The sequence below is a fragment of the Candidatus Merdisoma sp. HCP28S3_D10 genome (assembly GCF_052065835.1).
GTDB lineage: Bacteria > Bacillota > Clostridia > Lachnospirales > Lachnospiraceae > Laedolimicola.
The window spans coordinates 596,801-622,511 of the sequence record NZ_JBQHTG010000001.1; the positions used below are offsets into that span (position 1 = coordinate 596,801).

The 25,711-nt window shown below is 50.2% G+C and carries 21 protein-coding genes and 2 riboswitches; of the genes, 2 read left to right on the top strand and 19 right to left on the bottom strand.

Features of this window, described 5'->3' with window-relative positions; translation table 11 throughout:
- Window positions 1–28: 28 nt before the first annotated feature.
- The 17 genes from ACTNCH_RS02745 to ACTNCH_RS02825 form a co-directional block, all read right to left on the bottom strand.
- Window positions 29–1,174 (bottom strand): ABC transporter substrate-binding protein, encoded by a 1,146-nt coding sequence (locus ACTNCH_RS02745; RefSeq protein WP_441014977.1) that lies wholly within the window; start codon window positions 1,172–1,174, stop codon window positions 29–31.
- Complete coding sequence (locus ACTNCH_RS02750; protein WP_441014975.1) at window positions 1,171–1,629, bottom strand: hypothetical protein; 459 nt, start codon at window positions 1,627–1,629, stop codon at window positions 1,171–1,173. The genes ACTNCH_RS02745 and ACTNCH_RS02750 overlap by 4 nt, the downstream gene beginning before the upstream one ends.
- A 98-nt stretch (window positions 1,630–1,727) precedes the next feature.
- The gene (locus ACTNCH_RS02755) at window positions 1,728–2,297 is read right to left on the bottom strand and encodes a hypothetical protein (protein WP_441014973.1); all 570 of its coding nucleotides are present in this window, start codon (window positions 2,295–2,297) and stop codon (window positions 1,728–1,730) included.
- Between the two features lie 25 nt (window positions 2,298–2,322).
- Window positions 2,323–3,546, bottom strand: coding sequence for a sirohydrochlorin cobaltochelatase (locus ACTNCH_RS02760; RefSeq protein ID WP_441014971.1), 1,224 nt, complete (start codon window positions 3,544–3,546; stop codon window positions 2,323–2,325).
- Window positions 3,547–3,708: 162 nt separating this feature from the next.
- Window positions 3,709–3,890, bottom strand: a riboswitch (cobalamin riboswitch).
- A 60-nt stretch (window positions 3,891–3,950) separates the two neighbouring features.
- Window positions 3,951–5,462, bottom strand: coding sequence for a Na+/H+ antiporter NhaC family protein (locus ACTNCH_RS02765; RefSeq protein WP_441014969.1), 1,512 nt, complete (start codon window positions 5,460–5,462; stop codon window positions 3,951–3,953).
- Between the two features lie 90 nt (window positions 5,463–5,552).
- Window positions 5,553–5,724, bottom strand: a riboswitch (Lysine riboswitch).
- Window positions 5,725–5,860: 136 nt separating this feature from the next.
- Window positions 5,861–6,853 (bottom strand): asparaginase, encoded by a 993-nt coding sequence (locus ACTNCH_RS02770; RefSeq protein WP_441014967.1) that lies wholly within the window; start codon window positions 6,851–6,853, stop codon window positions 5,861–5,863.
- A 15-nt stretch (window positions 6,854–6,868) separates the two neighbouring features.
- Window positions 6,869–7,528, bottom strand: a complete 660-nt coding sequence (locus tag ACTNCH_RS02775; RefSeq protein ID WP_441014965.1) for a GntR family transcriptional regulator — start codon at window positions 7,526–7,528, stop codon at window positions 6,869–6,871.
- Window positions 7,529–7,692: 164 nt separating this feature from the next.
- A complete protein-coding gene (locus ACTNCH_RS02780; RefSeq protein WP_441014963.1) occupies window positions 7,693–8,718 on the bottom strand; it encodes a zinc-dependent alcohol dehydrogenase family protein in 1,026 nt (341 codons plus the stop codon).
- A 16-nt stretch (window positions 8,719–8,734) separates the two neighbouring features.
- A complete protein-coding gene (locus tag ACTNCH_RS02785) occupies window positions 8,735–9,868 on the bottom strand; it encodes a GDSL-type esterase/lipase family protein (RefSeq protein WP_441014961.1) in 1,134 nt (377 codons plus the stop codon).
- The gene (locus ACTNCH_RS02790; protein WP_441014959.1) at window positions 9,865–11,235 is read right to left on the bottom strand and encodes an FAD-dependent oxidoreductase; all 1,371 of its coding nucleotides are present in this window, start codon (window positions 11,233–11,235) and stop codon (window positions 9,865–9,867) included. Before ACTNCH_RS02790 ends, ACTNCH_RS02785 begins: the two co-directional genes overlap by 4 nt.
- On the bottom strand, window positions 11,213–11,791 hold the full coding sequence (locus ACTNCH_RS02795; protein ID WP_337539757.1) for a hypothetical protein: 579 nt from the start codon (window positions 11,789–11,791) through the stop codon (window positions 11,213–11,215). The genes ACTNCH_RS02790 and ACTNCH_RS02795 overlap by 23 nt, the downstream gene beginning before the upstream one ends.
- 11 nt (window positions 11,792–11,802) lie before the next feature.
- A complete protein-coding gene (locus tag ACTNCH_RS02800) occupies window positions 11,803–13,950 on the bottom strand; it encodes a hydantoinase/oxoprolinase family protein (RefSeq protein ID WP_441014956.1) in 2,148 nt (715 codons plus the stop codon).
- An 80-nt stretch (window positions 13,951–14,030) separates the two neighbouring features.
- On the bottom strand, window positions 14,031–15,341 hold the full coding sequence (locus ACTNCH_RS02805; RefSeq protein WP_441014954.1) for a C4-dicarboxylate ABC transporter: 1,311 nt from the start codon (window positions 15,339–15,341) through the stop codon (window positions 14,031–14,033).
- Window positions 15,342–15,457: 116 nt separating this feature from the next.
- Window positions 15,458–16,510: a winged helix-turn-helix transcriptional regulator gene (locus tag ACTNCH_RS02810; RefSeq protein WP_441014952.1), complete on the bottom strand. Its 1,053-nt coding sequence runs from the start codon at window positions 16,508–16,510 to the stop codon at window positions 15,458–15,460.
- A gap of 303 nt (window positions 16,511–16,813) precedes the next feature.
- Window positions 16,814–18,187, bottom strand: coding sequence for a magnesium transporter (mgtE, locus tag ACTNCH_RS02815; protein WP_441014950.1), 1,374 nt, complete (start codon window positions 18,185–18,187; stop codon window positions 16,814–16,816).
- Between the two features lie 260 nt (window positions 18,188–18,447).
- Window positions 18,448–19,587, bottom strand: coding sequence for a beta-aspartyl-peptidase (iadA, locus tag ACTNCH_RS02820; protein ID WP_441014948.1), 1,140 nt, complete (start codon window positions 19,585–19,587; stop codon window positions 18,448–18,450).
- A 19-nt stretch (window positions 19,588–19,606) separates the two neighbouring features.
- Window positions 19,607–20,944: an MATE family efflux transporter gene (locus ACTNCH_RS02825; RefSeq protein ID WP_441016120.1), complete on the bottom strand. Its 1,338-nt coding sequence runs from the start codon at window positions 20,942–20,944 to the stop codon at window positions 19,607–19,609.
- Between the two features lie 236 nt (window positions 20,945–21,180).
- Between ACTNCH_RS02825 and ACTNCH_RS02830 the strand changes: the two genes are divergently transcribed.
- The gene (locus tag ACTNCH_RS02830) at window positions 21,181–21,414 is read left to right on the top strand and encodes a hypothetical protein (protein WP_441014946.1); all 234 of its coding nucleotides are present in this window, start codon (window positions 21,181–21,183) and stop codon (window positions 21,412–21,414) included.
- A 92-nt stretch (window positions 21,415–21,506) separates the two neighbouring features.
- Here the strand turns inward: ACTNCH_RS02830 and ACTNCH_RS02835 are convergent, their stop codons facing one another.
- Complete coding sequence (locus ACTNCH_RS02835) at window positions 21,507–22,415, bottom strand: LysR family transcriptional regulator (protein ID WP_441014944.1); 909 nt, start codon at window positions 22,413–22,415, stop codon at window positions 21,507–21,509.
- A gap of 203 nt (window positions 22,416–22,618) precedes the next feature.
- On the opposite strand from ACTNCH_RS02835, the gene ACTNCH_RS02840 reads away from it, so the two are divergent.
- Entirely contained in the window at window positions 22,619–23,791 is a 1,173-nt protein-coding gene (locus tag ACTNCH_RS02840; protein WP_441014942.1) for an NAD(P)-dependent malic enzyme, read from the top strand.
- Between the two features lie 100 nt (window positions 23,792–23,891).
- Here ACTNCH_RS02840 and ACTNCH_RS02845 read toward each other — a convergent pair whose 3' ends face one another.
- Window positions 23,892–25,661, bottom strand: coding sequence for an RNA polymerase sigma factor (locus ACTNCH_RS02845; RefSeq protein ID WP_441014940.1), 1,770 nt, complete (start codon window positions 25,659–25,661; stop codon window positions 23,892–23,894).
- Between the last annotated feature and the right edge of the window lie 50 nt (window positions 25,662–25,711).

Sequence of the window (25,711 nt, forward strand, 5' to 3'; positions counted from 1 at the left end):
CTTCTTCCTCCTGTCTCTTCTCTCATGCTCAGTTTAGCTTATACAGGTATGTCAGATCCCCATCGTCCCCCGTCAGCATCCGGTGGATATCGGAGATAATCGTTCCCAGCTCCATGGTAGACTGGTACAGATTCTTCGTCGTACAGTACACATGATCCTCCTGCACTGCCCGGAATTTCTGAAGCAGCGGGCTCTTCGCCAGCAGATCCTCCATGGAGGACAGCTCTCCTTCGATGGTACTGTTGTAAATGATATAATCCGCGTCCTTTGCTCCTGCGTAGAATTCCTCCATCTGCATGGACATCGTCGAGGTCGCGTCCTCTTCGCTTCCCAGATTCTGGAAGATATAGCTTCCCCCTGCCAGCTCAATCATCTTCGGCAGATAATCCGCTGATTTCCGCACATTTGCCTCGCCGGTACTGGTAATATAGAAAAAGGCCACGGTCTTGCCGGTAGCTTTCTCACCGCTGATTGCTTTAAAAGCGTCGGCTTCTCTGGCAAAGGCCGCCTCCGCTTCTTCCTCATGCCCGGTCAGAAGTCCGTAAAGCTTCACCCACTCGGTCCGGCCCAGCGGCTCCGGCTCGTAGCTGGAATGATCCACCAGAACCGGGATCCCGAATTTCTCAAGCTGCTCCTTTACCTCCGGCGTATGGGAAATCATGGTATTCTCAATGGCCAGCCCGCAGTGTTCTGCCAGGATCTGCTCATAATCCGGCGCGGAATATTTGCCTGCGTAGAGAATGCTGCCATTTTCCATGGCGTTCTTCGCTTCCTCGATATACCAGCCCTCCGCCTTCGTTCCGCTAAAGCGGACGCTGTCCAGGGCGTCCAGGGATACGAACATATCCATGGCTGCCGTGGCTACCAGATATATATTCTGAATGGGCTGTCTCAGAACCGTGATATCCGAATCCAGATCCTCCGGCGCTTCTTTTCCTTCCGGAACCACCAGAAAGCGTCCGTCATCCGCAATCGTCACCAGCTCATAACCGCCCTCGTAATTGTCTACGGTAAATTTCTGCGCGTACTCCAGCTTCATGCTGTCCGTCCAGGTCAGCTCTTTACTGATTTCTGTGTCGCGCTTTTTCTCTGCTCCGCCGCCACCCGCTGATCCGCAGGCCGCTGTCAGGCACAAGGCCAGACACAGCAGCAGCGCCGTCCATTTCTTTTTCATGCCTTTGTATTCCTCTTTTTCTGAATCACGGTTGCCGCAATCCCTGCCGCTACCGCCACAAGAATGATTCCCGCCGCAGCCATACCTGCGCTCTGATTTCCGTTACCGCTTCCTTTGCCGGTCTGAATAGAATCCGACGCAAAGGTCAGGGTATACTCCACCTCGTGGGGCGTACTCATGGCTGTGGTATCGCCGATTACGGGGATCTCCTCGTCAAATACCTCCACCGGAATTTCAAAAACAGAGTGTTCCTCTCTGCTTACCGGAAGATATTTTTCTCCGTCCACCACCATATAATCATAATGATTGCTGCTCCAGGTAATCTCTGCCATCGCCTGTCCGTCCTCTACGGACAGTTCCGTAGGGCTTTCTATGGTTGCCCTTCCGCTTCCGCCCTCCAGGCTTACCTCTACGGTGTAGCTGCCGTCCTCAAGCTGTAATTCTCCAAGTGTCATCCTGCTCATCCTCTTTCTATGGAACAAGGGGGCTGCCGCAAAACGTTCTGCACATTCTACAACAGCCCCTGCATGTTATTGTTCGCTTTTTCTAAAACCTAGTCCTGAAGAAGCTCCGGATTGGATACGCTGACCTTATGGTCATACCATACGCCCTTGGTTCCGATCAGCGCCAGGTCAAATTCCTCGTCCAGTGCGGGAACCGGTACGTCGAAGGCATTGGCCTCCTCCGGTTCTGTACCATCGCCGAAATCTACGGTCTCTACGGTCGGCTGCAGAAGCTCTGCGCCGTCCTTCTGGGCATCCTCTGCCAGACCTTCATACAGATTCACAATGTTCTTGGAAGGCATAACCACATGAATGGTCATCTGTCCGTCCTTTACGGTCAGCGTTCCCTTTCCCTCGTAAAATTCATTTACATGGAACATACTGCTGTCTGTATTGAAATCTGCGGTGTAAACGCCGTCCTCCAGTGTCACAGCTGCAGCTTCTTCTGAATCAGCCTTTTCCGGCTCCGCCGTTTCTTCTGTCTTTGCAGTTTCCTCATCGGAGCTTTCCGCCTCTGTGGTAGTCTCTGCAGCCGGCGTCTCAGCCTTGCTGCCGCATCCCATCAGCAGTGCGCAGCTTATAACTGCCATTCCCATTAACGCGATGATTTTCTTCTTCATTTCTTTTCTTGTCCTTTATCCTTACTTATTTCATAGCCTCTGCGGTATGAGCAACATAGAGATTCTGGATTGCCTCGATCTCGCCCAGACCTGCGATCTGGCAGTCTACGCTCTCGAACTTGCCGGATGCGTTGAACATACTCTTCCAGGAATCGTCATCGTCGCCTGCCATGTCGTTGTTTGCATGGTCGCCGGCAACTACCATCAGCGGACGAAGTACAACCTTGGTGTAACCAGCCTCTGCAACTGCGTTAATCACATTCTCGCATGCAGTCTCTTCCGGCTCGCCCTCTACGGTTCCGATAAATACGTTCTCATATCCCAGATCCTTCATCTGTGCCTGCATCTGGCTGTAGGACACCTTTGCGTTATGGGAGGTACCATGACCCATAAATACGAATGCCACGCCATCTTCCTTTGCTGCATCCAGAGTATCAAAACCAGCCGTCTTTACAGCCTCAGCAGTAATAGCCTCGGCAACAGCCTTCTTGTCTGCGTTGATTGCGGAAGCGTCTGCTCCAACCTCGCCCAGAAGCGGCTCAGCTACCTTTACAGACTCAAATTTATCTTTGTATGCGTCTACCGCCTCCATCAGCTCGTCGTACTCAGCGCCGTGCATCAGATGGGTCGGCTGTACTACCAGGTTCTTTACGCCGTTGGCAACTGCGCGATCCAGAGCCTGATCCATGTTGTCAATTGCCTCGCCGTCGCGGGCCTGGATATGATTGATGATGATCTGTGCGGTAAAGGCACGTCTTACGGACCAGTCCGGATTTGCCTCTGCCAGAGCGTCCTCGATACCCTTGATATCAGCTACACGGCTGTCATTGAAGGAAGTACCAAAACTTACTACCAGCAGCTCGTTCTCGCCGATCTCGTCCTGGTTTCTCGGATCATCCTTGGAAGCGTCTCCGGTGTCGCGTCCGAAGTAATCCGGATCAGCGTTCTCGCCCTCTACCAGCTCCTTCTGAGCGTCTGTCAGAGCGTCCCATGCTTCCTTGGCTGCCTTACAGTCAGCGTCTGTGGTCTCTGTTCTCTCCTGAACATAGATCTTATCAATCAGGGCTGCTACGTTGTCAGCTGCCTCCTGATCTGCGTCCGCGTCGTCTGCAGTCTCCTCTGCAGCTTCTGTGGTCTCTTCCGTAGTAGTAGTGTCTGCAGCCGGCGTCTCAGCCTTGCTGCCGCAGCCTGCCAGCATGGATGCTGTCAGAGTGGTTACGCATAAGAGTGTTACAAGTTTCTTTTTCATCTTTCTTTTCCTCCCCGAAGGTAATTTTGGATTTCTGAATTAAACAGGAAAATCGGGGATAAAAAAATCCGACGATCGAATGGATCGTCGGATCTCAGTTGTTCCTGATTTCTATTTCTTCATTCGGTACAATCAATCTTCGTGATCCGGAATAAAATTTATTCCCCGCACCACAGTCTGGCAGGTCTCCTGGCTTACAGTACTATCGCGTCTTGCCGTCTTCCCGATGACTCAGTGACGTAATGGCAATCCACTCCTGCTTACAGTGACGAGATCGCGCAGGATTCTCACCTGCTTCCCTATTCTCCGTTTTTTGAAACGGCACCAGCTGCTTCCTATTTAATTTTCACAACCTACACCTGTAGTATAACAGGCTTTTTAAAATAATCAACTGTTTTCCGCGATTATTTTCCACGTTTTTTCATAAGGAACAGATATCCCAGCAGCAGCACGATACCCACCGGCAGGGAAATCACCGCAGACTGGGTAAATCCGGCCACGATGTAGGTGATAAAGGAAATCATCGCCACACTCACCGCGTAGGGTAACTGGGTCGATACGTGGTTCACATGATTACACTGGGCTCCCGCGGACGCCATAATGGTCGTATCGGAAATCGGGGAGCAGTGGTCGCCGCAGACAGCGCCCGCCATGCAGGCAGAGATGGCCACGGTCATCAACGCCGGATGGGTGGTCTGGAACGCGTCTACCACAATCGGAATCAGGATACCAAAGGTTCCCCAGGAGGTTCCGGTGGCAAAAGCCAGGAAGCATCCAACCAAGAAAATAATAGCCGGAAGCAGAGCAACCATACCCTGAGAACTGCTCTTAATCAGATTAGCCACGAACTCCGCGGCGCCCAGGCTGTCTGTCATGGCCTTCAGGGTCCAGGCGAAGGTCAGAATCATGATGGCCGGAACCATGGCCTTGAAGCCCTCGGGAATGCAGTTCATGCACTCCTTGAAGCCCAGGATCTTACGGCTCACATACAGCAGAATCGTGATGACCAGGGCGAAAGCACTTCCGATGGCCAGACCGATGGACGCGTCGCTGTTGGAGAAGGCGGTCACGAAGTCCGCGCCGTCAAAGAAGCCGCCGGTGTAAATCATGCCGATAACACAGCAGATGATCAGGGAAAGAATCGGAATCAGCAAATCCTTTACGGAACCATTTCCCACGTTATCCAGGCCTTCTGCGTTGCCGTAAGGTCTATCCGGCGTAGTAAACAGGTCGCCCTTCTTTGCGTTGTCCTCATGGACCTTCATAGAACCGAAATCAATGTTCAGAATTGCTATCGTAATCATCATAACGATAGTCAGAATCGCGTAGAAATTATAGGGAATCGCGCTGACAAACAGGGCCAGTCCGTCCTCTCCCTCTACAAAGCCGGTTACTGCGGCCGCCCAGGAAGAAATCGGGGCAATGATACAGATAGGCGCCGCTGTGGCGTCGATGAGATACGCCAGCTTCGCCCGGGAAATGTTGTGCTTATCCGTCACGGGACGCATGACGCTTCCCACGGTCAGGCAGTTAAAATAATCGTCGATGAAAATCAGAACGCCAAGGGCTACCGTAGCAAGCTGAGCGCCGGTGCGGGTCTTGATATGCTCGCCGGCCCACCGTCCGAAGGCCGCCGAGCCTCCGGCCCGGTTCATCAGTGACACAATGGCTCCCAGGATAACCAAGAACACCAGAATTCCCACATTGTAGCTGTCGGACAGAACGCCTACGATTCCATCCTCGAAGATGTGAAGCACCGTTCCCTCAAAGCTGAAGCCCGAGTAGAACAGGCCTCCCACCAGGATACCCAGGAACAGTGAGGAATACACCTCCTTGGTAATCAGAGCCAGAACAATCGCTACTACAGGCGGCACCAGCGCCCAGAAGGTAGCATACATAACAGGTACATAATCCATTTTTAAAATCTCCTTCCCTCGAAAACAGTCGAAAAAAAGACCGTGAGCACATACTTCCCGACTGTACTCACGGTCTGAACTTCCCCTTCGACCTATGATAGCTCTCCACAGTCCTGTGACAGTCTGACGCATATTCTGCGACAGCCCAGAAACCCATCCTTCGGAACGGATGAATCCCTTCGGCGGTCTTCCCTTTCCCGGCTGACTGGTTCCGACCTTATGTCAACCGATACTCCTGAAGCCCCGCGCCTCTATCATTTTCTAAAATTGCCTATGTGGCTATCCTACCACGAAATCGTAGGAAGGGCAAGTGTTCTCTACTATTCTGATACTTTTTGTACATATTTACTATATTTCGACAACATTGCCGGATATTTCAGCAATTTTTCTGTCTAACCTTATGACACTTCCCCGCAGTAATTCCGCGCAAAGATTTCCTTTACCTCCGCCGGGTCTTCTGTCTGTCCCAGCGCCCACATCATTTTCGTCACAATGGCTTCCGTAGTCATATCGCGGCCCGGAATGACGCCGCAGTCCAGAAGCTTGCGGCCCACCTCATAGAGGGACAGATCGCTCTTCTCATAGAGACACTGGCTGCACACCGCAATGCTGACCCCATGATCCGTCAGTTTCTTCAGCTTGGGAAGAAGGTTCCGCCGTTCAAAATGGGTACCGCCCGCACCAAAGGCCTCGATGACAACGCCCCGGTACCCCAGCTCCAGCAGGCTGTCAAAAATCTCCGGCTTGGTTCCCGGAATCAGCTTCATCAGAAATACGTCCGTACAGAGCTCATTTTTCAGCTCAAAGGGAGCCGCCGCCTTTTCTCCTGCCCGGCTGTGCTCCAGATGTACGCCGTCCGCATAGATTTTTCCGATATAGGGCGCGGAAATGCTTTCAAAGGCGTCAAAGCCCATGGTCCGCACCTTTACCGCGCGGCAGCCGCCCATAATCTTATCGTCAAAGGCCACCATTACCCCGCTCAGACCTGCGTCCACCGCCGCGAAGGCCGTCTGCAGGTTCCGCTTGGCATCGGTAAACATCTGGTCGATGGGAATCTGCGCTCCGGTCAGCACCACCGGCTTCGTCAGGTTCTGCAGCATATAGCTGAGTGCGGAAGCCGTATACGCCATGGTATCTGTGCCATGGGTGATGATGATGCCGTCATAATCCGGCAACGCCTCCGCCACCTGCTCTGCCATAAACTGCCATTCCTCCGGCTGAATATTGGAGCTGTCCAGATTCAGGATATCCCGGCTTTCGATCGCGAAGCCTTCCCGCAGCTCCGGCATCCAGTCCAGAATTCCGTCTCCGGACATTCCCGGGGTCAGCCCCTCCTCTGAATGGGTACAGGCAATGGTTCCGCCTGTCGCCAGCAATAATACCTTTTTCATTCTCTTTGTTCCTCCTTACCCCTGCCAGGGCGCTGCCGCCCGGTCATGAAAATACAGTCGGTATTCCACACCGCTCAGTTCTTTATCCACAAAGGCTCTCGCTTTTTCCACGTCCCGTTCCTTCAGGGCCTCCACCAGCTCCAGATGCGCTTCCATCGCCCCCACCGCGTCCGCGCTTTTCCAGTCCCGCACCAGCACCCGGCGCAGCTTGTTCAGGGTTCCCTCCAGGGTGGAAATCAGATAGGGATTCCGGGACAGATAGGCGACCGACATATGAAACTGCATATTCATGTCGCTGTACTGCCGGTAGGTGCCCTCCTTCATGGCCGCTATCTGCTTATGTACCTCCGCCTCCAGGTGTGCCAGCTCCTCTTTCCCCGCGTACTGGATCGCCAGCTCTGCAGAGGCCTTTTCCAGGATTCCCCGGAACTGAAACAGGCTCTGCAGCTCCGCCACCGAAAGCCCTCTGACCAGATACCCCTTGTTGGGAATCTTGTCCAGGAATCCCTCCATACAGAGATAATTCAGCGCCTCCCGGGACGGAGTTTTGCTGACGCCGAACTTTTCCGAAATCTCCGCCTCGGTAATCATATCATTTTCCTCATAAACCCAGTTGATGATATCCTCCCGCAGGGCTTCGAGGACTTTTTCTGTCATAGACTGCCGTTTCGCCATAATGAGCCTCCTGTATCTTAAGTCTGCCTGTTGTTTTTTGGAATATCAGTGATATATCACTGATATTTGTATCGTACACCCGGGGATTTCCTGTGTCAATAGAAAGAGGACATTATCATACATTTTCTCTGATAATGTCCTCTTTCTGTTTGTATCCTGTTACCTTATTTTTCCGGAGAAATAATATATTTTCCTTTTGCGCGAAGCTCCGGTTTTCCTAAGATATCTGCCAGCCTGTCCAGACCGCATACCTCATACACCATACTGCTTACATCCAGCCGACCGGAATCTATTAGATCCAGCGCTCTTTTCTGTGTATAAGGATTAATATAAGAAGCCTTTAGTTCCAGTTCCTTCCGAAAGATTTCAAATGGCTTCACAGAAATCGTCTCATCTGGTTTAGTCAAACCGAACATCATAACAACTGCTTTATTTCCAGCAATATCGATGGCCTGTTCAATGGTAGACGGACGTCCCACACACTCAATAACTGTATTAATCCAGGTCATGCCCGCCTCCTTCAGGCGTGCTTTTACATCTTCATGAATCGGATCGATGCACACGTCAGCACCCAGCTTTTCCGCTACTTCACGTTTACTCTCCACTGGTTCCAGAAGCGCTATTTTCGCGGCTCCTGCCAGCCTTGCCAATTGAAGCTGTAACAGACCGATCATGCCTCCTCCGATGATGACTATCTGATGTCCCGGCTGAATCTCACACATATCCATGCCATGCAGACAGCAGGCTACCGGTTCCGTCATGGCTCCCTGCTCAAATGTTGTATGCTCTCCCAGCTTGTAAACCTGACGCTCATCTACCGCGCAATATTCTGCGAAACCGCCGTTTACAGTTGTTCCATAGCCAATCATATGCTCGCAGTAATGAGCTACTCCCTTTCTGCAGGGATCACATGCCCCACAGTAGCAGTTCGGATCGATGCATACCCGGTCTCCCACCTGATAATGCTGCACTTCACTTCCTACTTCGGTTATCACGCCGGAAAATTCATGCCCCAGAATCGTCGGGGGCGTTACCTCTGCTGCTCCTTTGTCCCCTTCATAAATATGTACATCTGTTCCGCACACACCACAGGCCTTTACTTGAATCAATACATCCTTCGGTCCCACCTTTGGCATCTCATGATCTTCAATTCTCAAATCATGTTTTCCGTAAAATACTGCACTTCTCATTCTGGTTTTCTCCTTTTTATTTTCCGCAAAGCAGGGAAAGATCGATCTGCTCTGCCAATGTTTTCCCGCCTTCGATACCCGGATGCAGTTTATCCTCTGAGCCACCCTTGGGGTTCAACCTGCTCTCGTCTGCGGGATCCTTCGCCCAACTGTCAAAATCAAAAATTTCATCAAATACCGTTGACCGACGAAGCAAATCATTCACACAGTTACGTTTTTCTTCATGCCAGGGACGCCAGTGATCCTTACAGCCTTTGAACGGAAGCAGGGTCGCCGCATAAATCTTTGTCTGATGATAGTGTGCCGTATCCGCGCAGCTTTCCAGGCCTGCCACTATCTCTTCCGCACTGACCGCCTCCTCCGGGGGAGCTTCCCCTATTGCCGGATGTAGGATATCATTGATACCCTCTAACAAAATCACTGCGTCCGGTACAAATCCATTTGCAAATACGTCCCGCTCAAAACGGACAATTCCACGCTCTCCGAACCAGCCTCCATGTCCGGAACCCACGGAAGCATCATGCAAAAGCCGGTTTCCACAGATCCCCATATTCAGTAACGTTACCCTGCCCTGATACGTCTCCAGCAATCGCTCTGCAAATGGAGCTGTCCACCGGGACATATGGGTAATGGAATCCCCAAAAGCTACTACTGTAAAGACAGGTTCTTCCGTCCGCACAGCGATTTGATCCAGACCTGTCACACATTGATGTAATGGTTCTTTTTCAAAAAAACTTCCGGTCAATCCACCTTCATTTTTCGAATACCATACACCCGTCATGGAATTTGCCAGAAAGGTACAGGCACTCTTCACCACATTCTTTCCGGACCATCGAAGCTTAATCTGTATCTTTTGCCCTGCTTCTGCCTTCTGGATCACTTCATCTGACCAGATCCTTTTTCCAGGTGCTACTGCTATCCGACGCTGTCCGTTCACAGTGACAGGACATTTTTCCCCATCTCTGACCACAAGCCATGCCTCTTCTATATGAAGTGTTTCTGTTCCGAAGGTATTCTGGAATCTTATCTTAAATGCTTCGCATGGCGGAAACGCACAGATCTCCACATACTCTGTCTCATTTTCCACATAAAGCGGGAATGCCCCGAAATCCAGACTTCGGTATCCCCAGATACTGTACCAGTTTTTCAATCCTTAATCACTGCTCCCTGTCTAGTCAACGTCTCTCTCAGCTTCTCCGTCGGTACATCCCCGGCTTCACAGCCTTCTCCCAGCGCCAACGCTGCCGCAGTTCCCGCTGCCTGTCCTGTAGCAATGCAGCAGGGAATCACACGGTAACTGGCTGCCGCGCCAGAGGTTCCGCTGATGCATCTTCCGGCTACTAGAAGGTTCTCTATCTTTTCCGGAACCAGGCAGCGGAATGGAATCGTATAGTAATCATTCACCTGGTGGAAAGTTGCCCCGCCGCCCTCTGAATTATGAATATCTATAGCATAAGCAAAGGTACAGATGGCATCCTCAAAATGCTTTCTATCCAGGATATCCTCTGTAGTCAGCTTATACCGTCCCTTGATATGTCTTGTTTCCCGTACACCCAGACGAGAGGCCATCTCAATTAGCTCAATATTCTCACACCCTGGAACATACTTCTGCAGAAAATGAAGTACTTCAAATACCTGACGGCGGCCTTCCATGACAGCCTTGCTGATTTCCTCTGTCCTGGTTGCGTCTACGTAAGCCATACGGGTAGTATTGATTTTCCAGCGGCCTTTAATGGGTTCCTCATAATTTCCCACCTCGTGGCGGTCGATATCCCAGTCGCCGTTGGCGCGCGCTTCTTTAATATACCAGGACCAGCAGTTTTCGCCCGGAATTCCCAGCTCGCCCTTCGCTTTTTTCTCCTCCAAAGCGCCCACAAACTTCTCCCGATCGATATTGCCTACTTCAAAGAACAGGGTAACCGGCTGCATTACTCCATCCTTCTCATCGCCCTTTACGAAATCACCGCCTGCAAAGTAAACCACGTCTGCATCTCCGGTACAGTCGATATAGGTCTTTGCACAAAATACTGCCATTCCCTCTTTCATGGCTGCCACTACGCCTGTAATCTTCCCTCCATCAGTCAGCACATCACATACCTGTACATCATACAGGATTTCTGCACCGGCCTCACGTACCATTTCCTCCATTACCACTTCCAATATTTCTGAAGAAAATGGCGTCACATGACAATGACTTTTTATATAGTACGAACTGTAGGTGCTCATACCTTCTACTCTGGAAGGATGAATAGCGCCTCCGCGCTCCTCTGTACGGGTACAGAGTTCATCAAAAATTCCTTTCACAATCTGCTCTGTCGGCTCGTCGTTATAGCAGGTCATAAATGGACCCACCAGACCTCCGGTCGCCATTCCGCCCAGCATCTGCTCCCGCTCAATTAACAAAGTTTTCGCTCCGTTCCGTGCAGCAGCCACCGCTGCTCCAAATCCGGCAGAACCGCCTCCGATCACCAGCACATCTGTCTCTATAATTCTGTCAATCTGCTTCGTATACTGCATGATTTTCCTCCTTCTCTTTCAACCCCTTTTCCCAACATACCCATGCAAATGCATTTGCTCCTATCTCGCTCAGTGCCGGAACCCCCGTTTTCCCAACGCAGATTGGCCCAATTTTCAGAATAGGGACCTGATATCTTGCCGATAGCATACCAATCTGATTCTGCTCCAGATAATGAAAATACTCATGATAAAGAATCAGGTTCAGCCCATTCTCATAAGACATTTCGTTGTGCTCACTCCAGAGTTTCACTGATTTCTTATATATGGTCAGCTGATTTTTCCCGGACAAATATTCACAGAAATACCGGTATTTTCCCAGCACATTATCGACATCTTCACAAGTAATTTTTACCTGATCCTTTTTCAGAATGTCCAGCATAGCAGGAAGCTCATTCTCCCGGTACTGCTCCAGGAACTGCTCTGCCTGAGCTTTCCCAACTGCCCAGGCCATTTCAAAAACATCCCTTATCTTATCTTTTGGTATCTTATGAATCATATAATCTGTCAGCAAAATCTGCATACTGCTCTCTTTATCGGGAAAAGGATATTGCTTCATATAGTTCTCCTTTAGTCTGTTCGTGCTGAGGTCAGAATCATCAGCTGATCATCCTCCCGGACTGCTGCAAGTTCTACCTCTGCCAGAGACTTCATCTGTGCTTCGTCCAAAAGTCCGGACAGATCCAGGATTCGCTTTCCAAATATCAGATAGGTATTGGGCAACGTTTTGCCTCCGTCATTGTACTCCGTCATATTGTCTACTGCCCGAAGTAATGCGTTCTCCCAGTTTTTTCCATCTGTCACGTACACTTTTCCATTCTTTTTCTGAAGACGAATAACACCTTCTTCATCCGCAATCGCTGTAGGCTTGCTCACTGATTTAATCAGGCCAAAGAGTTTTTTACTCTCCATCTTATATTGCATTGCATACATCATTCCGTTGCCTGCCGCCGTATAGACATTCTTTATGTCTGTATTCAAGTGCTCTGCTACTTTTTTGCGAATCTCCTCCTCTGTCAGTTTTCGATTCGTCATATCCTTGGAACGAAGCTCTGTCGTACCGATAGCAATAGCTCTTACCATGTTTTTCGTCGCATCAACCTCCACCGATACCTCTACGGTCTCCGGTGACGCACCGGAATGAATGGCTCGTTCTTCCGCCTCACGCCGCACAGCCAGAATGTCCTCCTGAGTTGGATTGGCAATGGTACGCTCTACCGTATCGCGAATCATAGCCAGCGCTACACCGATGGTCGAGATAACCGACGCATTTTTCGCATTCCGGTGTTTCATGGACAGGGTTTCTGCCAAATGAGGTACCACCGCAGCCGCTCCTCCGCCTCCGCCTACCAGCACAATGGTTCTCGGATCCATATTGTAATCTTCAATCAGTGCTTTTACAACCTTTCCATTCTTCACGGCAGACAACCGAAGCGCTTCCTTCGCCGCTTCCTCCACAGACATTCCCATGTTGTCAGCCAGCGGCTTCCATGCCTTTCTCGCTGCCTCCACGTTTCCTTTTGCATAATCCTCGTCCTTTACATAACCGGCGAGATTGGCCGCGCCTGCCAGAGACAGGGCAAATTTTTTTCCGTTAGAGCACTGCACATACGCGTAATCCGGGTCTGTATCCGTGGGCTTTATCGCACAGAGAACCGGATCAACAATATCTGCGCTGTCAGAATAGACCTCATAATCCAGACCTGCAATATGTACGCTTCTGGGTCCTACATCTGAAATTTTTCCATTTTCAATCTGAATCATACTTCCGCCGCCGATGCCCACTGTGCGCACATCCAGAGAAGTCAGATAGGTCTTGTGACCGCCTACCTCGGCGTATTTGACCATGACCTTTCCATCTTTCACACAGGAGATATCCGTACTGGTTCCTCCTACCTCTAGGAAGATACCGTTGGTCAGCTTCTCATACATCAGCGCGCCGGCCACTCCTGCTGCAGGACCGGACAGAATCGTCAAAATCGGTCTCCTGCGCACCTCATCTACTGTCATTACACCACCGTCACAACGCATTACCATAAGCGGCGTCTGAATTCCGGCTTTTTTAATACTGGATTCTGTCATATTGGCTGCATCCAGCATCTTTGGCATAATGCTGGCGTTGACAACCGCGGTACGTGTTCTTACCTTCAGGCCATAAAGCTTGGATATCTCGTTGGTGGCTGTCGCTGTAATTCCCTTTTCCTGGCAGATCTCCGAAACCTTCGTCTCGTTCTCCGGATGGTCTACACTGAACGCCTCAGCCGCCACGATTGCCTCACAGCCTTTTTCCTGAAGCCGTATCACTGCCTCAGCTGCATTCTGGCAAAATGCTTCAGTTTCACTCTCCACATACTCATTTTCTGAATGAAGGCTCTTGGTAGCCGTCAGGGGAATGTCGCCCATGACCGTATCGCTCTTGGACTTGGCGCCCTCAATTCCTTTTCCGATGGTTACAATACCTACTTTTACTACGTCGCCTTCCAGCAGGGCATTGGTCGCCTGTGTCGTTCCATGGGAAATAAATACTACATCTTCCGGCTTTACCTGATTTTTCTCCATGATCTCACGCAGTACCTGCACGATACCGGCTGCTACGCCTGCTTTATCCTTATGGGTCGTAGGTACCTTGGCTGTGCTGACCAGTTCAAACGTATCATTATTGATCAGTGCTGCATCCGTAAAGGTACCGCCTACGTCAATTCCAATTCTAACTTTCATGTTCCTACCTCTTTTTCTGTTTAAAAGTGTTGCGACCTATAATACTACAGGCCGCAACATTTTTTACTCTGTGAAATTTTTTACAGCCACATCACTGCGCTCACTACGACACCGACGATAACAACCGGCCAGATCCAGGGCAGGAGACGTTTGGTAACAGATGTTATCTCTTCGCCTGTATAGCTTGTTACCCATACATTATGAGTATTGGTCGGACAGCACAGCAGCTGCATAACGGATACGGATGCAAAGCCTCCCATTACCGCATTGACCGGAAGGATATTCATGCCCACCATCAGAGCCGCAATTCCAGCTCCCAGGCCCCACAGGTTCAGCGGTCCACGGTACAGGCACAACGGAGCCAGTACAATGAAGAATAGCAGGAAGGAAACCAGACCGTTCGGTGTAACCACACGCATAATCGGCTCCAGAGATGTCTTTACAGAAGGCTGATTGATAGCCAGAAGCAGCATTCCGATACCAATCATCAGCATCGCCGACGGCGCTGTCGCGGAAAATCCATCAAACAGGGTCTTGGTCAGCATATTCATGGTCCGGCTCCATCCGGCCTTCAGGCTGGTGAAGATACAGGCCCATACAATCGCAATCATAAAAGAAATAATCAGCGGAAACTTAAAGCCGATAACCAAAATCAGCGGAATCAATGGCGTAATCATCGCCAGACCACCCATGATTCCTTTTATCTGATAGACATCATCCTCAGCCTCTCCTACCGGAGCAGAAAAAGCAAATTTTCTTCCCACCTTTTTACAACGAACTACAAAGAATATGATGCCAGAGACAAAAGCACCTGCCGCGCAAATTGCCTGAATTAAAAATGTGTCATCGAAGCTGGTTCCCAAAATTGCACCAATTGCGTTTACATTTGATAAATTCACGTTATTTCCTACACAATAGGAAAAGAGCATTACAGCAGAGGCGGTAAACTTATCCACACCTACTGAAACTAAAATCGGAATCACAATCGTACCAACCATGATTACGGTTCCCAGTCCATTTACTACAGAGAACAAAATGGATGCGATGATAAACAGTACCAGGGTTACAATCAGGGTCTTATCGCCGCCAAGTTCAGCTCCCTTTTTAATCATTGTTTCACTGATACGTGTTTTTTCCATCACCATACCGAGCCATCCTGCAAAAATCGCTACCATAATCGGGTCACCAAGCCGGAGAGCACCCGCCTGGATAACGGCCTGTAAAAAACCTATGGCATTGCCATCCGCATCCGTGGCCACAGCCGGGACTCCACCTATCAGACAGATTCCAACAGCCAGTACAAAAAGTGCCAGTACTGTCGGCATCTTACGGGTAACCATAAGACCCATGATAACAAGCATAAACAGCAAAATCAGTATACCTTGAAGCATATCACATTTCTCCTTTTTGTTTTATTATTTAAAAACGGCCACACCTGCGCAGTTTTATGTACCGCCTTTAAGTTCTTTTATATCAAACAGGAAAACAGATTATGCCTAAGGATACGTTAATTTACTTCAATCAGGGCGTAACAGTTTTCCCACAAAATCTGACGTGCAAAAATGTCACAAATCTGTTTTCCCGGTTCTCCCGCTTTACGAATCACCGGTTGAAACGCAAAATTCTGCGATATCTTTTCTACCACCTGCTCCAGTCCTTCCATCTGTCCTCCGATAAATACATCCTTGACCGGGAAGAATAACAGCGCGCTTTTAATTACCTGGGTAAGCTTTTCTGCAAGTTTATCCGCAGAAAAACTCTTCAGAGCCGTTTCCTGGGCAATGGCCATCGAGCCTCCGGGATTATTCTCATACCCGGCAAAGTTTCCGCTCAGGACTGCGGAACTGATATCGAAAATAGAATCCTTCGAATTATGAATCATTTTCCGGTTCAGCACAAAGCTTGCCGTGATTCGTTCTCCAATATTCACATAAGCATAATCTGTGCAGCTTGCATCAGCCGTCTTCAGATAATAATTTAGATTATAACGATTCAGAAGTTCCTTCTTTACCGGAACTCCACATCTGGTAGCCAAAGCCGTCTCAAGACGAATCAAGTCTGAAGAAAGAGATGTGGAAAATTCTGTCATTAAATCATACTCCGGCAGATCATCCTGGCACAAAAGACCCAGTCCAATGATACGCGTCGGAAGTTCTGTTTTCCCATTCTGAATTTCCTGTACAAAATCACCTATCACCTTTAAAAGTCGATTGCCGGAAGTGTACCGCGATATCAGCGTCCGCTCCGCAATCCGTTTATCGGACAGATCAAACACCTCCGCCTTCACACCGTTTCTCAAAACAGAAACCGTAATGATACATCCGTAGTCTTCCTTTATCTGCAAAAGGATCGGTTTTCTTCCGCCAGTAGATACGCCTTCCCGTACTTCCTCAACCATTCCGTTTTTCAAAAGAAGCGACACAGCCATACTTACGGTACTTGGCGAAAATCCACTTTGTTCCGCTATCTCAATTCTGGAAACAGGCCCCTGTTTTAAAATGTATTCCAGCACCTTTGCTGTATTATTCCTTTTTACATCCTTTAAAGATTTCTTATCCATCTATCATACCACCTACTAATTTTTAATATCGAATTAAGTATACAATTCTATTTTCTTTTTTTCAATGGGCAGTATGCAATTTTATAATTATTTTAGAAATAGAAATCCTTGTTTATCTTTTTTCTATCTTCGAATTAAGTATATGACGCTTTGATTATTTTGTCAATTACCAAGTCTGTTTTCTTTATTTTTTTAGCTATTTTTACAAATTTTTTAGCTCATTTTTGTATATATCATATAAAATTAAGGCGGATATGGAACCCCTATCCGCCTTTTGTTTTTTCGATTTTAAAAATAATGATTTTACACCAGATGAATGATATCAATCAGCACCACGGCCACCAGCCCGTAATACACCACGATGGCCACCAGGTCGTTGATGGTCGTGATCAGCGGTCCGGACGCTACGGCCGGATCCACGCCTACCTTTTTGAAGAAAATCGGCGTCAGGGTTCCCACCAGGCTGGACACCACCATGGCTCCCACCAGGGATACGCCCACGCAGGCGGAAATCATCATGGAATAGCCCAGGGGAAAGCCCTTAAGCAGATGAATGTAGGCTCCCAGGAACAGCAGGGCCATCACTGCCAGAATCACGCCGTTGAAGAAGCCAATCTTCATTTCCTTGAATATCAGCTTCACCTTCTGTCCGGTGGTCAGATTTTCGTCCATCAGCACCCGGATGGTTACCGCCAGGGACTGGGTTCCCACATTGCCGGCCATATCCAGAATCAGGGACTGGAAGCACATGACGATGGGAAGCACCGCTACGACGGATTCAAAGACGCCCACTACAGCGGATACTACCATGCCTAAGAACAGCAGAATCACCAGCCAGGGCAGTCTTTTGCGGATGCTCTCCCGGGTGGTTTCGTTTAAGTCCTCCTCCGCGGTCAGACCAGCCAGCTTTGCGTAATCGTCGCCCATCTCGTCGTCCACGATTTCCACGATATCCTGAGTGGTGATGATACCGCCGATACTCCGATCCTCCAGCAGTACGGGAATGGAATCCTCTGCGTAGTCCTTGATTTTCTCGATACACTCGCTGATTTTCTCATGATCCATGACATAGGGATAAGAACGGCTGATCAGATCCTCCAGCTCCGTATGCTCCCTTGCGATGATCAGATCCTGCAGCTCAATGGCGCCGTAATACTGCTCCGCCCGGTCAACCACGTAAATCGTGGAAATGTTATCATTTTCCCCCGCCTGCTTCACCAGCTCCCGCATAGCCTCCCGGACAGTCAGGTCGTTGTGGATCAGGATAAAATTGGTGGTCATGTAGCTTCCGATTTCATCCTCGTCATAGGACAGCAGAAGCCGGACGTCCTCGCTGGCCTCTTTGTCCAGCATTCCCAGGATTTTACACTTTGTGTCGTCGTCCACTTCCTCCAGAATGTCTACCGCATCGTCGGAATCCATCTCGGAAATGACCTTGGCCTGCTGTTTTAAAGACAGCTCCTTCAGATACACGTCGCCGTCGTCCAGATAGGCGAAAATCTCCGCCACACGCTCCGCGCCCAAGGCTGAATACAGGCGTTTTCTCTCCTCCGGCGTCAGAAGCTCCAGAGCATCCGCTATATCATTGTCGTGGTAATCAAAGAGCCGATCTACCAGCTCCTCCCGGGACAGACCTGCCCGGATAATTTCAATCAATTCCTCTACATACTTTGTCATTTTCTGCCTCCATACCTTTCTGATACGGTGTGAATGATTCTTAAGAGGCAGCGCACAAAAAGCATGCAGCCGTTATATTCTCACAGGGATCTTCACGCACAGCTGCATACCGCCACTTATTCTATTCGCACCGCAGTTTCTACTTCGTCCCGAACTGTCGCAACTGTCCATGAAATTCACCTCCTGGATTGTGGTTTTATTCTTCCTTTGTGAGTATAGCATTTAAAAAGGGGAGATACAACCCCCCTTTCCAATCTGCGCTATGCTTCATAGGTTCCTTTTTTCAGAACCCTTCCGTCTTTTCTGAAAATTCTGCCGCCTGCCACATAGGTATCCAGGCTCAGCTTCCGGTCAAAGAGAAGGAAATCTCCGTCTGCCCCTTCTCTTATAACGCCCTTCTTCGGAAGCAGGTCAAGACTCTCCGCCACCTGGCTGGTCAGGTAGGGAAGCGCTTCCTCCAGCGGCATCCCAAGCTCCTTTACCATATAGTTCAGTTCCTTATACAGGGCGTCCACACTGGATACGCCAATTTCCAGCAGCGTACCGTCCTCCGCGTAATTGGACCAGCTTCCGTGTCCGTCTGAGCTCATGGTCATGTGCTCTGTGGGAATTCCTCTTTTTCTGGCTTCCAGCACACATTTTCCCGGAGAGATATGCATACCGCAGGTCAGATCCACGTAACCGCCCCGTCTAAGAAGCTCGTAGCCCTCCTCCATCAGCCTCTCATTCCGGTTCACATGGGTCGGCCGGAAGATCCGGATTGGAACAGAGCTTGTCTCCAATGCCTGAAAAACCGGAGTCAGTCCCGCCGGATCGTCCCCCATATGAAGCACCACGATACCGGGCTTTCCGCTGAGCATTCCCGCTACCCGGGCTTTGCTGGCAATCTGAATCAGCTCCGCCTCCGTCACGTTGGGAGCCCTGTGATCCGAAATGGCAAGCTTCACCCCGAGAATCTCTTTTATAAATACGATATCCCGATCCGGCTCGCCTGTAATGGTCGGACCGGGATATCCGTAAGCCCCGGTCAGCATATAGGCGCTGACGCCCTCCTCGCAGAGGGCTCTGGTCTTTGCGTATAGATTGTCCACGCTTCTCGTAATCCCGTCGGTTCCCAGCAGTCCCACCACTGTGGTAATCCCATACTCCACCAGCTCGGAAAGCTGCAGCTCCGGCGTCCGCGTATGAAAGCTTCCTTCTCCGCCGCCTCCCGTAATGTGTACATGCTGATCAAGAAAACCCGGCGTCAGGATTTTTCCTTCCCCGTCCAACACTTCACATTCCACCGGAAGCTCGCCGATCTGATCCTGAATCCGCTCTATTTTCCCGCCGCAGACCAGTACATCCTTTTTTCCCAGATATTCCGGAGCATACACCTCCGCATTTTTCACCAATAACATGCCGCGTCCTCCGTTTTTCTTATACCGCTTCCGAAACGTAACTTGCCCGTATCTGTTTTCTTACCAGCAGGAAGCAGACCACCTGCAGGCTAATGGTAATAATCCAGGATACCGGATAAGAGATAAATAAAATAAACAGGGAACGGTATCTCGGAAATACCCCGTAGATCCATACAATTCGCGTTCCCACGGTTCCGATAATGGAAAGAACCATGGGCACGCCGGAGCGTCCCATTCCACGCAGGGCTCCCGGAATTAGATCCATAATACCGCACAGGAAATAGGGTATGGTTGTGATGGAAATAATTTCCATTCCCGCCTGGATTACATCTGGTTCCTTGGTATAAATCTGCAGAATCTCCGGTCCGAACAGATAAAACGTGGTACCGACGGTTCCCGCAATCGCCAGAGAAATAATGCCGCAGTCCATCAGCACCCGATCCATACGTTCGAATTTTTTCACGCCCAAATTCTGGCTGGTAAAACTCATGCAGGCCTGGGTGACAGAGTTTACCGCCGCATAGAGGAAGCCCAGCAGGTTATTGGCCGCCGTATATCCCGCCATGGCCGTAGAGCCGAAGGAATTGACGGAGGACTGCAGCAGCGCATTGGAGAAGTTGATGACCACGCTCTGAATTCCCGCCGGAACCCCCACCTGGAAGATCTGACCCAGATAGGACGCATTGATCCGCAGCTTGGAAAACCGGAGCTGATAGCTGCTCTCCGACTTCCAGAGACACCACATCACCAGGACACAGGAAATGAACTGGGAAACGACCGTAGCAATGGCTACACCCTCTACAGCCATATGGAATTTTACGACCAGAATTACATTTAAAACGGCGTTGACGATACCCGCCACAATCAGGAACAGTAAGGGCCGTCTGGTATCGCCTACCGCCCTCAGAATCGCCGCGCCGTAATTGTACAGCATAAAGAAGGGCATTCCCAGGAAATAGATCCGCATATACAGTGTGGACAGATCAATGACGTCGTCCGGCGATCCCATCAGCTCCAGGGCCTTCCGGGAAAGTCCAAATCCCACCAGCGCCATTACCACGCCGCTGATCAGCGCAACCATAATCGCTGTATGCACAGTTTCCGACATCTCTTCATCTCTGCCCGCCGCATAGAACCGGGCCGCCAGCACATTGGCTCCCAGTGAAATGCCGATAAACAAATTGGTAAAAATATTAATCAGGGCGGTCGTGGATCCCACCGCCGCCAGGGACTGGCTTCCGCTGTACCGTCCCACTACAATGATGTCCACAGCATTGAACATCAGCTGCAATACGCCTGAGATCATCAGCGGTACCGCAAACACAATCAGCTTGTCCATCAGCGTGCCGTTGCACATGTCAATTTCATACTTGCTCTTTTTCACCTTTGTTTTCTCCCGTTCATCTTTCGCCTTTTTTCAGGCTCCTCCTATTTTCTATGTTACATGGAATTATTCTCAAATGCAAGGACAGCTGTGCACAAATCTTAGCGCTTTTATCGATGAATCTTTTCCCGGATTTTACAAAGACTTAACCCGAATCTGCCTCAAATCTAACATAGGTATCCTATACTTTAAAGCATAGAGAGGTGTTTATGATGAAAACAAAAACAATCATTCAAAATGTTATGTATTTTCTTATTTTTGCCGGTATCCTGACCGCGAATATTTCATCGATTCTGTACGGCGTGAATGTATCACATCCGGTCTTTCTGGCCGGTATCCTGCTTGCGGTCTTCGGCGTAAACGGCGTGCTGCTCCTGAAGTATCCGTCTTTTCAGATTCATTACATTTCCGAGAACTCTTCTTGGGTTCACCATGTAGATTAAAATCGAAACGCGCGTTGCAAAGCGCACTAAAAATCCACCCATAGCAGCATTAATCTACCCGGGTGGATTCCTTATAAGTTACCATATTCTCATCATTTCTCGTGCTGACTCCGTCCGCCCGTAGCCCCATCAAATTCAAAATCCCTGGCAAAATGCAGGAACCGTTCCACGTCGCTGTAGATATACTGATCCCGCTTCCACAGCAATACCGTATCGAAATAAATCGGCTCCGAAAAAGGCACCGCCACAATGTCCGGATCCTGCAAAACCAGCGCATCTACCAGGAATGCTGCAGCCGTTCCGCCGGAGATGAACTGCTTGATCATACTAAGCTGGCTGGAGTAAAGAAGCACGTTGGGCCGAAGCTGCTGCTCCGCAAAAAGCGACAGCACTGCATGGGCAGGCGCCGTATCCGCCCCGAAAAGTACCAGCGGCTCATCTTCCAGCATACCCACATGGACAGATTGTTCCCTTGCCAGACGATGGGACGGGCTGACGCACAGCATCAGCTCTGTCCGGGCCAGCTTCTGATAGGAGAATTCCGCCGACGGCGGCGCGGGAAGGGTCGCCATAGCCAGATCCAGCTCCCCCTGCTCCAGAAGCTTTTCCGCGTGCAGGGAACCACATTCCGTGATCAGCAACGTAATCTCCGGATATTTTTCTTTAAACGCCTTATAGAGCTGCGGGAAAAAGATGGTGCCGGCCATAGGCGGAATCCCAATCCGGAAACGGTTTTTCTGATTTCCCAGATCCTCCATCTGCCAGGAAAGCTCGTCAAACTGACGGATCAGCTGTTGGGCCCGTTCCCGTAAGAAACTGCCCTCGGCCGTCAGAACCAGGCGCCGGCCCTCGTGCCGGAACAGATTAATCTGAAATTCGCTTTCCAGATCCCGGATAGTCCCGGATACAGACGGCTGGGAAATATGCAAAAACTCCGCCGCGCGGCTTACACTCTGAAATTGACAAACTGCAAGAAACTGCTGTAATTTAGCGATCGTCATACGCTCTTCCCCCTTGCGTTCCCATTTCCCAAATCTATAGTTTTTTCCTATAATATCTTATTATATATATATTTTACTTTTCTGTAAAGTAGCGCTATGATACTCATAGAATGATTGTACCGTAAAAAATACAATGCCGTACAACCTATCGATAACCACTGACGGACAGAGAGCCGTTTCCCAGAAAAAAAGGAGATTATATCATGGATTACGCTGCAGAATCATTGAAATTACATTATGAATGGAAGGGTAAGCTGGAGGTTACGCCGCGGGCAGCCGTAGACAGCAAGGAGGCTCTTTCTCTTGCTTATACACCGGGTGTTGCACAGCCCTGTCTGGAGATTCAGAAGGATGTCAATAAAAGCTACGACCTGACCCGCCGCTGGAACACCGTTGCCGTAGTGACCGACGGTACCGCAGTTCTGGGCCTGGGCGATATCGGACCAGAGGCTGGTATGCCGGTTATGGAAGGTAAATGTGTCCTGTTCAAGGCCTTTGGCGATGTAGACGCTATTCCGCTCTGCGTACGCAGCAAGGATGTAGATGATATCGTAAATACCGTTGCTCTGCTGGCAGGCTCCTTCGGCGGCGTAAACCTGGAGGACATCTCCGCTCCCCGCTGCTTCGAGATTGAGAAGAAGCTGAAAGAGCGCTGCGATATTCCGATTTTCCACGATGACCAGCACGGTACCGCCGTTATCACACTGGCAGGTCTGATGAACGCTCTGAAGCTGGTAGGAAAGAAGATTGAAGATGTGAAGATCGTCACCTCCGGCGCAGGCGCAGCCGGTATCGCTATCATCAAGCTGATGATGAGCATGGGCCTGAAAAATGTTATCATGACCGACCGCAAGGGCGCCATCTACGAGGGCCGCGAAGGTCTGAACCCCATCAAGGAGGAGATTGCCGCAGTTACCAACCGGAACATGGAGAAGGGTACCCTGGCTGAGGTGATCAAGGGCGCAGACGTATTCGTCGGCGTATCCGCGCCGGGCGTTCTGACCAAGGAAATGGTTTCCACCATGGCAAAGGATGCTATCATCTTCGCATGCGCAAACCCGACTCCGGAGATTTTCCCGGACGAGGCTAAGGCTGCAGGCGCCGCAGTCGTATCCACCGGCCGCAGCGATTTTCCGAACCAGGTCAACAATGTTCTGGCTTTCCCGGGTATCTTCCGCGGAGCTCTGGACGTTCGCGCATCCGATATCAACGACGAGATGAAGATCGCCGCTGCACGCGCTATCGCTTCCCTGGTATCCGATGAAGAGCTGAACGCAGACTATATCCTGCCGGCAGCCTTCGATTCCAGACTGAAGGATTGTGTCGCTAAGGCTGTAGCCAAGGCTGCAAAAGAGAGCGGCGTAGCTCGTATCTAATATCGGCAATTACGTTTACTGGATAAACTCATCAAAGAAAAACCGCAGGAATTCCGGCTATTTAGCCAGGTGTCCTGCGGTTTTTTCGTGTCAGATTTTCTCATTTTATCGTGTACACATATTTCTGCTCCCAGGTTTTGATTACCTTATCCACGCGAACCATAGTTTTTTCCGGCACTTCCTCCCCCGGTCCGTATTCCACCGTCAGTTCCTGCCGATATTCAGCGAATTCGCCGTCCAGATACCAGGAAGGAATGAAGGTGCTTCCTGTGGGGTTGAATTCCCATTCACTGCCTGTGAGCTCCAGTTTGCCGGTGTCCTGATTTCTCCGGTAGCTTTTCTGCTCTTCCATATTGCCCCAGCTTATAGAAATAGAACTGAGCTTTGTGTTCTTTTCCAGGGTAATCGGTTCCACGTACAATGTCACAACCGTTCCTCGGGCTTCCTTGCTTTCTTCTGCATCCTCCGTACCCTGTTCTGTGACCGCCTCTGTTTCTGTCGGATCCCCGAGTTTTCGCTGTATTTTTACGATATGATAGCGATCCTCTCCCACTTCAAAAGGAATATCGACCTCTTCCGACTCATTTTCCTTCGGAACCGGGATTTCGAAAAGCGGCCCTTCCGTGCCAAGCTCAGCCTTCAGGCAAACTGCGGGAATCGTCAGCTGATAGGGCTTCCCCTGCTGCGCCTTTACTTCTGCCGTGAAGCTTCCGCTTCCGTCCAGCCCGTCAAACATCCAGTTTACATAACTCTCTTTTCCCATTTCTTCCGCAGACACGGGCCATTCTCCGAGTCTGCAGACTTTCCAGATTCCTTTTGCGTAACACCAGGCGTTCAGCTTCAGGGTATCTTCATCTTCCCAGTCACCGCTCACCACCACGGTACGCTCCTTATGGGTCACGGGCTTGCCGATCGTATCCAGGTCATCGTATTCTTTCAGCGGAACCATCTGCAGAATTATCGTCTTGTCAAACAGATGCAAAAGGAACTGCTCCTGCGGCTTATAATAATGGAAATCCCAATCCAGAATCAGAAGCCCGTTCCGGAGATCCTGACCGCTGGAACCGGAACCACGCAAGTGGGTGCCATCCTCACTTTCCGCCCAGATATTCTCACGGACGGTATCAAACCAGTCGTCTTCCTCCGGATGAACGACTGTCATTTTCACATAGAGAGATTGTTCCTGCCAGATGGCATACTCTACCGTAATTCTGCCGTATTCGGTCTCCACTTCCAGGGGAAGCGTCGTCCCTCTGTAAATCTCTTCTTCCGCGTCCCGGATCCCCGTCACCGGGTTGAACCGAACCCGGATGACAGCCGCCGCGCAGGCTCCCAGAATTCCCAGTGCTGCCAGAACCATCAATGCCAGCCGAAGCTTTCTGATGCTTCGCTGTTGCCGCTTTTTCACGGTTTCCACAGGCAGGTGCATGGCTTCGGCGATCTCCCGGCAGGTCAGGCCATCGTAATACTGCATCCGGATCATCCGGCTGTCCTGCTCCTTGAGCTTGCCAAGGGCCTGCTCCAGCGCCTCCCGGTTCAGAATCGCATTCTCGCCGCTGGCATCCGCGGCCTCCTCCAGCATTTCCAGAGGAACCATGCTCTGCTTCCCATTCTGTGCCGCCATCCGGATGGCTTTTCGCTTGGCAATCACATAGAGATATGCTTTGATCGTCCCCTTTTCCGTCCGGAACCGCTCCCGGTTTCCATAAAAATCCGCAAAGGTCTCCTGTACACACTCCCGGATATCCTCCGGATTCGTCAGATACAGCCGGCAGGCGCTCCACAGAAGGCCCATATATTGTTCCATCAGAAGGCTCATGCCCTCCTCCGGGTTTTGATCCAGCAGGTGCAGAAGTTTTTGGTCGGTCATTGGGGTGCCTCCTCTCTCGATCTCTCTTTATTATATTATTGCAGAAAGAG

What these genes read in the sequence shown, in the direction of transcription:
- ACTNCH_RS02745 (WP_441014977.1), bottom strand. Translation starts at nt 1,174, where the DNA reads ATGAAAAAGAAATGGACGGCGCTGCTGCTGTGTCTGGCCTTGTGCCTG.
- ACTNCH_RS02750 (WP_441014975.1), bottom strand. Translation starts at nt 1,629, where the DNA reads ATGACACTTGGAGAATTACAGCTTGAGGACGGCAGCTACACCGTAGAG.
- ACTNCH_RS02755 (WP_441014973.1), bottom strand. Translation starts at nt 2,297, where the DNA reads ATGAAGAAGAAAATCATCGCGTTAATGGGAATGGCAGTTATAAGCTGC.
- ACTNCH_RS02760 (WP_441014971.1), bottom strand. Translation starts at nt 3,546, where the DNA reads ATGAAAAAGAAACTTGTAACACTCTTATGCGTAACCACTCTGACAGCA.
- ACTNCH_RS02765 (WP_441014969.1), bottom strand. Translation starts at nt 5,462, where the DNA reads ATGGATTATGTACCTGTTATGTATGCTACCTTCTGGGCGCTGGTGCCG.
- ACTNCH_RS02770 (WP_441014967.1), bottom strand. Translation starts at nt 6,853, where the DNA reads ATGAAAAAGGTATTATTGCTGGCGACAGGCGGAACCATTGCCTGTACC.
- ACTNCH_RS02775 (WP_441014965.1), bottom strand. Translation starts at nt 7,528, where the DNA reads ATGGCGAAACGGCAGTCTATGACAGAAAAAGTCCTCGAAGCCCTGCGG.
- ACTNCH_RS02780 (WP_441014963.1), bottom strand. Translation starts at nt 8,718, where the DNA reads ATGAGAAGTGCAGTATTTTACGGAAAACATGATTTGAGAATTGAAGAT.
- ACTNCH_RS02790 (WP_441014959.1), bottom strand. Translation starts at nt 11,235, where the DNA reads ATGCAGTATACGAAGCAGATTGACAGAATTATAGAGACAGATGTGCTG.
- ACTNCH_RS02795 (WP_337539757.1), bottom strand. Translation starts at nt 11,791, where the DNA reads ATGAAGCAATATCCTTTTCCCGATAAAGAGAGCAGTATGCAGATTTTG.
- ACTNCH_RS02800 (WP_441014956.1), bottom strand. Translation starts at nt 13,950, where the DNA reads ATGAAAGTTAGAATTGGAATTGACGTAGGCGGTACCTTTACGGATGCA.
- ACTNCH_RS02805 (WP_441014954.1), bottom strand. Translation starts at nt 15,341, where the DNA reads ATGCTTCAAGGTATACTGATTTTGCTGTTTATGCTTGTTATCATGGGT.
- ACTNCH_RS02810 (WP_441014952.1), bottom strand. Translation starts at nt 16,510, where the DNA reads ATGGATAAGAAATCTTTAAAGGATGTAAAAAGGAATAATACAGCAAAG.
- mgtE (WP_441014950.1), bottom strand. Translation starts at nt 18,187, where the DNA reads ATGACAAAGTATGTAGAGGAATTGATTGAAATTATCCGGGCAGGTCTG.
- iadA (WP_441014948.1), bottom strand. Translation starts at nt 19,587, where the DNA reads ATGTTATTGGTGAAAAATGCGGAGGTGTATGCTCCGGAATATCTGGGA.
- ACTNCH_RS02825 (WP_441016120.1), bottom strand. Translation starts at nt 20,944, where the DNA reads ATGTGCAACGGCACGCTGATGGACAAGCTGATTGTGTTTGCGGTACCG.
- ACTNCH_RS02830 (WP_441014946.1), top strand. Translation starts at nt 21,181, where the DNA reads ATGATGAAAACAAAAACAATCATTCAAAATGTTATGTATTTTCTTATT.
- ACTNCH_RS02835 (WP_441014944.1), bottom strand. Translation starts at nt 22,415, where the DNA reads ATGACGATCGCTAAATTACAGCAGTTTCTTGCAGTTTGTCAATTTCAG.
- ACTNCH_RS02840 (WP_441014942.1), top strand. Translation starts at nt 22,619, where the DNA reads ATGGATTACGCTGCAGAATCATTGAAATTACATTATGAATGGAAGGGT.
- ACTNCH_RS02845 (WP_441014940.1), bottom strand. Translation starts at nt 25,661, where the DNA reads ATGACCGACCAAAAACTTCTGCACCTGCTGGATCAAAACCCGGAGGAG.